The organism is Anabaena sp. UHCC 0451 (assembly GCF_034931405.1).
Taxonomy (GTDB): Bacteria; Cyanobacteriota; Cyanobacteriia; order Cyanobacteriales; family Nostocaceae; genus RDYJ01.
In genome coordinates this window covers 195,161-205,868 of record NZ_JAYGHA010000006.1, presented here as the reverse complement: position 1 = coordinate 205,868, position 10,708 = coordinate 195,161, and the positions used below count along the sequence as shown (strand labels likewise).

Annotated in this window: 10 protein-coding genes and 1 tRNA gene; 7 read left to right on the top strand and 4 right to left on the bottom strand. The window is 41.3% G+C overall.

Annotated elements, in window-relative coordinates:
* Positions 1-176 precede the first annotated feature (176 nt).
* From VB694_RS06420 to gap, 3 genes are all read right to left on the bottom strand, one after another.
* Positions 177-1,181 carry a transaldolase gene (locus VB694_RS06420; RefSeq protein WP_323359482.1) on the bottom strand — a complete coding sequence of 335 codons (1,005 nt, stop codon included), beginning with the start codon at positions 1,179-1,181 and terminating at the stop codon, positions 177-179.
* Positions 1,182-1,336: 155 nt separating this feature from the next.
* The gene (gene pyk / locus VB694_RS06415) at positions 1,337-2,767 is read right to left on the bottom strand and encodes a pyruvate kinase (protein ID WP_323359483.1); all 1,431 of its coding nucleotides are present in this window, start codon (positions 2,765-2,767) and stop codon (positions 1,337-1,339) included.
* 288 nt (positions 2,768-3,055) lie between these two features.
* Positions 3,056-4,069, bottom strand: a complete 1,014-nt coding sequence (gene gap, locus VB694_RS06410; RefSeq protein ID WP_323359481.1) for a type I glyceraldehyde-3-phosphate dehydrogenase — start codon at positions 4,067-4,069, stop codon at positions 3,056-3,058.
* Between the two features lie 303 nt (positions 4,070-4,372).
* Here gap and menB point away from each other — a divergent pair, with 303 nt between their 5' ends.
* On the top strand, positions 4,373-5,206 hold the full coding sequence (gene menB, locus VB694_RS06405; RefSeq protein WP_323359480.1) for a 1,4-dihydroxy-2-naphthoyl-CoA synthase: 834 nt from the start codon (positions 4,373-4,375) through the stop codon (positions 5,204-5,206).
* A 182-nt stretch (positions 5,207-5,388) separates the two neighbouring features.
* Here the strand turns inward: menB and VB694_RS06400 are convergent.
* Positions 5,389-5,462, bottom strand: a tRNA-Val gene (locus VB694_RS06400).
* A 295-nt stretch (positions 5,463-5,757) separates the two neighbouring features.
* Here VB694_RS06400 and VB694_RS06395 point away from each other — a divergent pair.
* From VB694_RS06395 to VB694_RS06370, 6 genes are all read left to right on the top strand, one after another.
* A complete protein-coding gene (locus tag VB694_RS06395) occupies positions 5,758-6,069 on the top strand; it encodes a hypothetical protein (RefSeq protein WP_323359479.1) in 312 nt (103 codons plus the stop codon).
* 390 nt (positions 6,070-6,459) lie between these two features.
* Positions 6,460-6,702, top strand: a complete 243-nt coding sequence (locus tag VB694_RS06390; RefSeq protein WP_323359478.1) for a hypothetical protein — start codon at positions 6,460-6,462, stop codon at positions 6,700-6,702.
* A 411-nt stretch (positions 6,703-7,113) separates the two neighbouring features.
* The gene (locus VB694_RS06385) at positions 7,114-8,322 is read left to right on the top strand and encodes a glycosyltransferase family 4 protein (RefSeq protein ID WP_323359477.1); all 1,209 of its coding nucleotides are present in this window, start codon (positions 7,114-7,116) and stop codon (positions 8,320-8,322) included.
* Between the two features lie 126 nt (positions 8,323-8,448).
* Positions 8,449-9,321, top strand: a complete 873-nt coding sequence (locus VB694_RS06380; RefSeq protein ID WP_323359476.1) for an SAM-dependent methyltransferase — start codon at positions 8,449-8,451, stop codon at positions 9,319-9,321.
* 103 nt (positions 9,322-9,424) lie between these two features.
* The gene (fabD, locus tag VB694_RS06375; protein ID WP_323359475.1) at positions 9,425-10,489 is read left to right on the top strand and encodes an ACP S-malonyltransferase; all 1,065 of its coding nucleotides are present in this window, start codon (positions 9,425-9,427) and stop codon (positions 10,487-10,489) included.
* Positions 10,490-10,514: 25 nt separating this feature from the next.
* On the top strand, positions 10,515-10,658 hold the full coding sequence (locus VB694_RS06370) for a hypothetical protein (RefSeq protein WP_323359474.1): 144 nt from the start codon (positions 10,515-10,517) through the stop codon (positions 10,656-10,658).
* Positions 10,659-10,708: the final 50 nt, after the last annotated feature.

Genomic DNA, 10,708 nt, shown 5'->3' with positions numbered 1-10,708 from the left:
ATCCTCTTAGGCTATAATCCTTTCTGCTCATAGAAGTCGGGGATCTCAAGCACTGTTTCCATCCTGAAAATCCTTAAATCCTGTAAATCCTGATTCTGACAAAAAACAAGATCCCCGACTTATTCAAGAAGTCGGGGATCTCAAATCACCGATAAGATAATAAATGTTATTATCCCTTAACCAACAGCCACCTTTTCACTTTCCAAACGAGCTAATCTTTCAGCTAGTAGTTTCTCCAAAGAAATCAAAGCCTTAGTGAAACCATCAATACCTTCTGCTAATTTATCAGATGCCATCCGGTCAGCAGCGTGCATCTGATCAAAAGTAGCTTTATCAACAGAGATTTTTTCAAGCGACAAACCTGCTACCTTAGCGGGATCAAGTTTGCGTGGTAATTCACCAACAGTATTTTGCAACTCTGTCAATAGACCAGGAGAAATAGTCAACAAATCACAACCAGCAAGTTCAGTAATTTCGCCGATGTTACGGAAACTAGCACCCATAACTTCAGTCTTATAACCAAACTTCTTGTAGTAGTTATAGATTTTGGTGACAGACAATACACCGGGGTCTTCCGCAGCAGGATAGCTATCTTTTCCAGTATCTTTCTTGTACCAGTCAAGAATGCGACCAACGAAAGGAGAAATGAGAGTGATACCAGCTTCTGCACAAGCGATCGCTTGATGAACACCAAATAGTAAAGTTAGATTACAGTGAATACCTTCTTTTTCCAAAACTTCCGCAGCCTTGATACCTTCCCAAGTTGCAGCAATTTTAATTAAAACCCGCTCTTTAGCTACACCAGCAGCCTTATACTGAGCAATTAAATCCCGTGCCTTAGCTATGGTAGCCTCAGTATCATAAGATAAACGAGCATCTACTTCAGTAGAAACACGTCCAGGGATAATTTGCAAAATCTTCAAACCAAAAGATACCGCTAAACGGTCAAAAGCTAAAGTTACTACCTCTGCTTGGGTAGCCTTAGCACCTGCATCTTTCTTCGCTGTTAATAAAGTTTGATCAACGATTTCCTGATATTCCGGCATTTGTGCCGCAGCGGTAATCAGTGAGGGATTGGTGGTAGCATCTTGGGGCTTAAACTTGCCAATAGATTGGATATCGCCTGTATCCGCTACTACTACTGTTACTGCCCGTAACTGTTCCAGTAAATTCTTAGACATAAAATACTCCGTGAATTTTTTTGGTTTAGGATTTACCCAATCCCCATTTATTTAAACTCTTTGATCTTCCACACAATTCCGATTCTGGCAATTTTTCTTAACGATTGCCTAATTTTCCTGACTTGGCTTAGGCTTCAAGCCCCATTTTAGATGTCTCAAGCTGTAATTGGCTGTCCAATAGAATGCACTTTAATTAAACTAGTTGTTCCTGATTGACCAACTGGGACACCAGAAGTAATTACCACCTTGTCACCTTTTTTGGCAAAACCCCTATCAACAACAGTGTTTACCACATTTGTAAACATTTCCTCTGCATGATGAACAGGTGGAATTAGTAAAGGTTCCACACCCCAAGATAATGCTAACTGACGATAAGCAATAGCCTCAGAAGTGAGAGTAATAATCGGAGTCAGAGGACGATATTTAGAAATCAGTCTCGCTGTATTCCCAGAAGTGGTGTTACAGAGAATAGCCTTAGAACCTGTTTCATAAGCAATCCGACACACCGCTTGAGCAACAGATTCCGTCACACTCAGACGACCGGCTTCATGATTCCAAGTATGTCTAGCACCTGCTGTAAGAGCCGTTTCTGTTTGTACAGCGATATTGTGCATTGTCTGTACAGCCGCAATCGGATATTCTCCCACAGCAGTTTCTCCAGACAGCATCACCGCATCCGTACCATCTAAGATGGAATTAGCAACGTCAGTAGCTTCAGCGCGGGTAGGGTCAGGGGCGCTAATCATCGACTCTAGCATTTGCGTAGCCGTAATAACTGGCTTACCAGCATGATTACAGCGACGAGTGATATCTTTTTGAATCAGAGGAACTTTATGAATTGGTACTTCTACCCCCAAATCACCACGTGCAATCATAATTGCATCGGCAACTTTGAGGATATGATCTAGCTGTTCTACCGCTTCTGCCCGTTCAATTTTGGCAATAATGCGAATTTTTGCCCCAGCAGCTTCAATCATGCGTTGTGCGGGTTCTAAGTCTTGGGGCGATCGCACAAAGGAAACTGCTACCCAGTCTACACCCAACTGAATCCCAAACCGCAAATCCATCAAATCTTTTTCCGTAATCGAACTTACCGGTAAAGGAGTTGCAGGTAAATTCACACCTTTATGAGTAGAAATCAATCCCCCAATATTCACATGAGCGCGAATTTTATCAGCATCACGACTCGTCACCGTCAACTTGACACGACCATCATTAATTAAAATCGGTTCACCAGGTCGCATCATCGCGAATAAAGTTGGTAGCGGTAGGGGTATTTCATCAATACTTTCACCCTTGTCTTGTAACAGAAAAGTCACCTCACTACCAGCTTCCAGCATCAATCCTTCCGGTGGTAATTTCCCCAACCGAATTTTCGGACCACACAAATCTTGCAGAATAGCAACTGGTCTTTGTAACTCATCACTAATGCGTCGTAAATGATGAAAAGTTTGGGCGTGAACATCATAAGCCCCATGTGAAAAATTCAACCTTGCTACATTCATTCCCGCTTCTACCAAAGCTTGCAGCTTTTCAGGTGCAGAAGTAGCAGGACCAATAGTACAGATAATTTTAGTTCGACGCATCATAAAAAGTAGGGGGTAACGGTCCAGGTAGTGCAACCTCGTTAAGCCCTGACTGGGGACTGGGGATTGGGAATTGGGGATTGGGGACTGGGGATTGGGGATTGGGGATTGGGGATTGGGGATTGGGGATTGGGGACTGGGGATTGGGGATTGGGGATTGGGGATTGGGGATAGATGAAGATAGAAACTTGTTATCCCCTGCCCCTCTGCTCCCCGCTCCCTTTCCTCTTCTCTGTCACCTGTTCCCTGTTCCCTGTCACCTATTCCCTGTTCCCTATTCCCTATTCCCTATTTCTGTGCCATTGACAACATTAAATCAATGACACGGTTGGAATAACCCCATTCATTGTCATACCAAGAGACAACCTTGAAAAAATTGGAATTCAATTCAATTCCAGCACCAGCATCAAAAATGCTAGAGTGAGCATCACCTTGAAAATCAGTAGATACTACATTTTCATCGGTGTAACCCAAAACTCCTGCTAACTCACCCTCAGCAGCTTTTTTCATGGCTGCACAAATTTCTTTGTAACTGGTAGCTTTGGCAGTTTTGAAAGTCAAGTCAACCACAGAGACATCCGGTGTAGGAACTCTAAAAGCCATACCAGTTAACTTACCTTTCAACTCCGGTAACACCAAAGCCACAGCTTTAGCCGCACCAGTGGAAGAGGGAATAATATTTTGAGCCGCACCCCGTCCACCGCGCCAATCTTTTTTACTGGGTCCATCTACCGTGGGTTGGGTAGCTGTCATCGCGTGAACTGTAGTCATCAACCCTTCGGTTAAACCAAAGTTGTCATTGATAACTTTAGCAATCGGGGCTAAACAATTTGTAGTGCAACTAGCATTGGAAACAATTAAATCCTTTGCAGGATCAAATAAGTGATGATTTACACCCATCACCATTGTCTTTACCTTGTCTGGTTCTTTGGTGGGTGCAGAAATCACAACTCTTTTTGCACCTGCTTTGAGGTGATTTTCAGCCCCAGCATAATCGGTGAAAAGTCCCGTAGATTCAACCACATAATCTACACCCAATTTACCCCAAGGCAATTCTGCCGGATTTCTCACCGACACACAAGGGATAAAATGACCATCAATCACCATGCCATCTGCTCTAGCTTCTACCTTAGCTTTTAACTTACCGTGTGTAGAGTCGTACTTTAAAAGATAAGCAAGATTATCGGGTGGAACTAAGTCATTAATGCCTACAAACTCAATATTAGGGTTATTAATGCCCGCCCGCAATACCAGTCGGCCGATACGTCCAAAACCGTTAATACCAACCTTCAACTTCGCCAAAATTTAACCTCCTGCTGTTTGTAGAGATGCAACCAAGGATAATTGGCCGGGTTAATTCTAATCTGACTTAGCTGATTCTTACAGTTACAAAAGACATAAAGCCGATTTAACTGGCATATTTTAAGGTTTGGTAAGGGGTAATTGGTAATTGGTAATGGGTAATTGGTAAAGAATTTTCTCACCTGTTCCCTGTTCCCAGTCCCCTGTTCCCTGTCACCTGTTCCCTGTTCCCAGTCCCCAATCCCCAGTCCCCAGTCCCCAATTCCTGATAAAATTCTCAAGCACTACAGCCCTTTCATCCCTATGCTAACTGACTGGAAAACTGTTAAATCTTACGAAGATATTCTGTATCAAAAAATCGACGGTATCGCTAAAATAACCATTAACCGTCCCCATAAACGTAATGCTTTCCGCCCGAAAACTGTCTTTGAACTATATGAAGCTTTTTGGGATGCCCGTGAAGATACAAATATTGGTGTAGTGCTGTTTACGGGTGCAGGTCCCCACACAGACGGTAAATATGCTTTCTGTTCGGGAGGTGATCAAAGTGTACGCGGACAAGCTGGTTATGTTGATGATGCTGGTATACCCCGCTTAAATGTTTTAGACTTACAACGTCTGATTCGTTCTATGCCAAAGGTGGTAATTGCCTTAGTAGCTGGCTATGCTATTGGTGGAGGTCATGTTTTACATTTAATTTGTGACCTAACCATAGCTGCGGATAACGCCATTTTTGGACAAACAGGACCCAAAGTTGGTAGTTTTGATGGTGGTTTTGGTGCAAGTTACCTAGCGCGCATAGTCGGACAAAAAAAAGCGCGAGAAATTTGGTTTCTCTGTCGTCAATATAATGCCCAACAAGCTTTAGAAATGGGATTAGTGAATACTGTAGTTCCTGTGGAAGAACTAGAAGCAGAGGGGATAAAATGGGCGCAAGAAATATTAGAAAAAAGTCCGATTGCGATTCGTTGTTTAAAGGCAGCATTTAACGCTGACTGTGATGGACAAGCAGGTTTACAAGAACTTGCTGGCAATGCTACCCTACTTTATTACATGACAGAAGAAGGCGCTGAGGGCAAACAAGCTTTTCTGGAAAAACGTCCTCCCAATTTTCGAGACTTTCCCTGGTTGCCTTAATGATCTAGGGTATACTTATTGGGTACTGATCTGAAGAGTTTCCGTGAGGTTAACAGCTAGTTAGTGTTTTCCTAACAAAAGCTAACAGATGCTCGCATTTAATCAAGATTTATCTCTACTCGTAGCGACCTACAATTATAAATCCGTTGATTGCAGGTTACTACAGCTAATGACTAATAAAGTGGACGTAACTGGATTCGAACCAGTGACCCCATCGATGTCAACGATGTACTCTAACCAACTGAGCTATACGTCCTTAACTTTGAACTAGTAGGCTTTTCAGCTTTCTAAAATTGTCTCCATTCTGAATATTATGCAAGTTTATGTAAATGAAGTCAAGAAAAATATATTAAGAAACATTAACCAGTGAATCAAATTTAACATCCTATAATCTCCAGCTTAAGTTTTATTCCCGAATAAGTATTCAGCCCCTACTTATTGAGCGGATACCAGAAAACTTTTTCTTCAAGTTTTTTTAATCAGCAAACCTACCGTCATCATGTTATTATTTAGTTGGAGCATAAAGTTAACTCTGTCAAAAAAAAACGACCATGAGTAATCAAGATGGCCTTAAACGGGTTGTAGTCCTACGTAGTGATGATTCTTTTGGTGGCGAGCCGGATACCATTTACGGTCATAGCCAAGGGAAGAGAAAGAAAAAGAGCAGAAAGAAGCAATCGAAACTTTTGAGTCCTACGGAAAAGATGGTTTTTGGTATGGCTAAACGTTTAGACAAAGCCACTACAGAGTACCGAGATCGGCATTCAGCATCGAATAAAAAGAAGAAAAATGGCTGGGTTCGTGATTATCCTAAGAATTTGAGCAAAGCTTTGTCGAAGGCGGGAGGTCTGAAACTATTTTAGTTGTGTCCTTAAGCAGTATTTCCAGCACAGAGGATCAATCAACTGTTCTTAAGCAGACTATTTGCATCACAGAGGATGTTTTAAAAGATTCTTTAGCTTTGATAGTCAATAAAGCAAAGTATGCGAGTATACCAAGAAAATATTGGTTGTTTGATATAACTGCTAATACTTGGAACAATAGATCCATGCTTCATGTAACTTTTAAAACATCCTTACCTAAGGAATCAAGCTGAGACAATTATTTTTTACTCAATAGCAGTAAAAAACAATCTCAAACTGTACATTTTCAACCAGTAGAAACCCTCAGTCGAAAATAGGATAGCTATATTCTGATATGGGGAATTGTGTAGTTATTTATCTCAGGATACAAGAGAAATACCGAGGTTAGTTATGGTAGTACCAGGAAATACCGCTGAAAGCAATAGAATTCAAGAAGCAAATACTATTATTCTTGAATTCAACAGCGCGAAAAAGGATGATCTCCGCGATCTTCGAGCAGGTGAGGGTAAGCTGTTTAGAAAAATACAAGACACAATTGATCAGCTACAGGAAACAGGGGAATTAGGTGATTGTGTGCAGCCAGTGATTGTCATTGTTCAGCAAAAGAAATCTGACAAGGGAATATTAGACTAGGGGTGATTTTAAAACTATAACTACAAAACCAAGACCTTCGCCAATTTACGAGGGTAGGTTTATGTTGTTTCTAAATTATTAATTCCCTTTTATTTACAGTTTGGACTATTGCAAACAAAGCACGCTTTCGCGCGAGGCTGTCTTGCAAGCAGGAAGCTTATGTGTGGGTCATTTTGACAGTCCAAACCGTAATTTTTGTGTTTAGCTAGACAAATCTGCAATCCTTTATTTAGCAATACTTTTGCTTTCTTCAGCAAACCCTAATTAGGGGTTGCTGTGTTTTTCATGGACGATTTTTTAAGCAAAGTAGTAAGTAGTAAAAAGTTCCTGTGAGAAAATGAACAAAATATAGTATAAATAGAGACGCAGAAATTAATTAATCACTGTAGGTCAAGAGGTCAAATTAATCACGTGAAGATATTATTAGTCTGTACAGAAAAGTTGCCTGTTCCTTTTATCCGAGGTGGGGCTATTCAGACTTACATAAATGAGATATTGCCTTATATAAGTCGAGAACATGAAATCACAGTTTTCTCAGTAACTGACCCAGACCTACCTGAACATGAAATTCGAGATGGTATATGCTACGAGCGGGCTGGAGGCGATACGGAAGCGTACTATCAGGCGGTAGCCGATTTTGTTGCTGAGGAGATATTTGATTGGATTATTATTTACAATCGACCTAAGTATCTTCCCCTGGTGGCGGCGGCATCTCCTCAAAGTCGTTTTCTGCTCAGTATGCACAACGAGATGTTTGGAGACAACAAGATTGCTCCTGAAGTAGCTCGGCATTGCCTACAGCTAGTTGATAAGGTGGTGACAGTTAGTGAGTTTATTGCTCATGGGATTGCTGATCTGTTTCCTGAATACCGACACAAGCTACAACCAGTTTATGCTGGGGTAAACCTACAACGATTCCAACCAAAATGGGTATCAGATGCTGCTGAAAGACGAGCGAATCTACTAGATGCACATGACTTAAAGGACAGAAAAGTAGTTTTAAGTGTGGGACGGCTGTCCAAGAAAAAAGGACCGCATATTTTGCTATCTGCTTTCTCTGAAGTAATTGAGCAACATCCATCGGCTGTAATCTTGCTAGTTGGCAGTAAATGGTACGGAAAAGACGAAGAAGATAACTACGTGCTTAAACTCAAAGAGCAGGCAAAAAGCTTGGGTGATTCTGTGCGCCTCAGCGGTTTCGTTTCACCAGTTAAGGTTCCAGATTACTTCCTTTTAGGGGACATATTTGTTTGCGCCTCTCAATGGCAGGAGCCGTTAGCTCGAGTCCACTATGAGGCGATGGCAACGGGGCTACCAATTATTACTACTGCTAGAGGTGGCAATGCTGAGGTAATTGTTCCAGACGGAAATGGTCTTCTCATCAACGATTACGAAAACCCTCATGCTTTTGCTACTCAAATCAACTACCTTTTATCTAGACCAGATGTGACTGAAGAAATGGGTCGGAAAGGGCGTTATCTGAGTGAGACTAATTATAGCTGGTATCGGGTCGCCTCAGATATTTTGCAGATTTTGGCAACCGACCATAGGAGCAATAAGATTTCATTAGCAATGCCTGAGCCAAATTACAAGGAGTCAACGGCTGTAGAAGCCTTGTAAATACGAGCAAAATATTTTTCTCTCCCCACTTTTTTTCACCAGTACACTTTTTGGCGTAGCTACCGGTGCAATATCTGAGCTAACCAAGTTTCGGTATAATTAGGCATGGAATAAATTAGGAGAACAATGAGCAATTATCAGCCAGAAAAAGTAGCACAGATATACGATTCACTCCAAGATCAAGGAGAGACTTCCATCCTTATAGACCAATATCATTTGGGCTATTGGGACGAGACAAATCCGAATGCAAGTATTACTGAAGCTGCTAATCGTCTCACTGAGATCATGATCGGCAAAGTGACTATTCAGCAAGGGGAACGCTTTTGTGATCTTGGATGCGGGGTTGGTATGCCAGGGATACAGCTTGCACAAGCGACAGGATGTTTCGTTGATGGAATTACGATTAGCCAATCCCAGCAAGAAAAGGCACAGCAATTAGCTGCCGAAGCAGGTCTATCTGAGCAGACAAAGTTTATACTGGGTGATGCCTTAGCAATGCCTTGCGAGGACGCAACCTATGATGGTGGCTGGTTCTTGGAATCTATTTTTCATATAGGTCATCGTCAAGCTCTGCAAGAAGCTTCTCGTATCTTGAAGCCGGGAGCAATCTTAGTAATTGCAGACCTTCCAGCAAAACCGACAATGACCGAAGAATTTAAAGCACTTTGCGAGGAACATAGTCATTCGTTTATTATCTCCAAAGAAGACTATCCAGAACTGCTTGATCAGGCCGGTTTTGACCTGATCGAAATTGATGATGTAACCGAATTCGTGATTACTCCTCTTGTACCCAATATGAAGATTGCGTGCCAACAACATGAGTCCGAGTTCTTGAAATATCTCAATAGTGATCAGATGAAAGATTGGCTGAAATTAGACCAAAATAGGCGTGGCATAGAATATGTCGAAGATGAAGCGATCAACTATTGGATTCAAATGCTCCAGGATATGTCTGACAACCTGGGGTATGCGCTGGTGACTGCTCAAAAGAGAGCGTAAATTAACAAAAGGATGCTCAAATGCTCCAGGATATATCCGATAGCCTGGAGTATAAGCTGGTGACTGCTCAAAAGAGAGCGTAAATTAACAAAAGGATGGGGCTATGATCACTTATATGTTTCCGGGACAAGGCTCTCAGATCAAAGGGATGGGGGAGAATATATTTAGTAAATTTCCCGAACTGACGCAAAAAGCTGATTCAATTTTAGGATACTCAATTGAAGATATTTGTTTGCATGATCGGCAAAAAGAGTTGAATCAAACTCAATTCACCCAACCGGCTCTCTATGTTGTGAATGCCCTATCTTATCGGCACAAAATTCAGCAGACTGGTAAAAAGCCCGACTTTGTAGTGGGTCACAGTTTGGGAGAATATAATGCTTTGGAAGCTTCAGGCGGAATTAGTTTTGAAGATGGACTAAAGCTGGTTCAACGAAGAGGGTTACTAATGAGCCAAGCTCCTTTAGGAAGCATGGCTGCCGTTCTCGGTGCAACTGGAGAAGAAGTTGAACAGCTTCTAAAAAAATCCGGTTTTGATGCCATAGATGTGGCTAACTTCAACTCTCCAGCGCAGATAGTTATCTCCGGTTTAAGAGATGATATCCTGAATGCCAGTCAAATTTTTCAAGAAGCTGGGAAACAATACATAATTTTAAATACAAGTGGTGCTTTTCACTCTCGTTATATGGAGTCTTCAAAAGTCCAGTTTGAAAAATTTCTTCAAGGTTTTTCCTTTTCCAAACTCCAAATCCCAGTAATTTCTAATGTCACTGCACGGCCTTATGTCCAAAGCGAAATCGCCGCAAATCTAGCTAAACAGATAACCCATTCAATTAAATGGACTGAAAGCATACGTTACCTTTTGACTCAGGGTAATTTTGAGTTTGAGGAGATGGGAGTGGGAAACGTTTTGACTAAGTTAATAACTTATATTAAAGCTCAGGAAAAACCGCTTGAAATTAAAAAAATGTCTGATAATTGGACTGTTCAGGAAAAGGTAGATTTATGGAATTCAACTCACCCGATTGGTGCAAAGGTTTCTGTAATTGGATATAAAAGCCAACTGGAAACTAGAACAGAAGCCATAATTCTGTTTGGACATCGAGCTGCCATCTATATGAAAGGATACAATGGGTACTTTGCGCTTGATGAGGTAACTCCAGCCTAATTTAGTATTGAATCAAAACTTGATTATGGCTGAAAAAAAAGTGGCTAAAACAAAACCAATCAAACAGATACCAAAAACAGAAGGCGTATTTAAAGAAGTTAATCGTATCAATCAGCAAGCGGATGATAACTCAACAACATTGAGAATTTCTAGAACAAAAATCCTGTGATTATTTTGGTTGAGGAAATATATCATACAGGAGTTAAGCTTACACAGCAA

Coding starts and splice junctions, on each gene's coding strand:
- VB694_RS06420 (WP_323359482.1), bottom strand. CDS start 1,181: ATGTCTAAGAATTTACTGGAACAGTTACGGGCAGTAACAGTAGTAGTA.
- pyk (WP_323359483.1), bottom strand. CDS start 2,767: ATGCGTCGAACTAAAATTATCTGTACTATTGGTCCTGCTACTTCTGCA.
- menB (WP_323359480.1), top strand. CDS start 4,373: ATGCTAACTGACTGGAAAACTGTTAAATCTTACGAAGATATTCTGTAT.
- VB694_RS06395 (WP_323359479.1), top strand. CDS start 5,758: ATGAGTAATCAAGATGGCCTTAAACGGGTTGTAGTCCTACGTAGTGAT.
- VB694_RS06390 (WP_323359478.1), top strand. CDS start 6,460: ATGGTAGTACCAGGAAATACCGCTGAAAGCAATAGAATTCAAGAAGCA.
- VB694_RS06380 (WP_323359476.1), top strand. CDS start 8,449: ATGAGCAATTATCAGCCAGAAAAAGTAGCACAGATATACGATTCACTC.
- fabD (WP_323359475.1), top strand. CDS start 9,425: ATGATCACTTATATGTTTCCGGGACAAGGCTCTCAGATCAAAGGGATG.
- VB694_RS06370 (WP_323359474.1), top strand. CDS start 10,515: ATGGCTGAAAAAAAAGTGGCTAAAACAAAACCAATCAAACAGATACCA.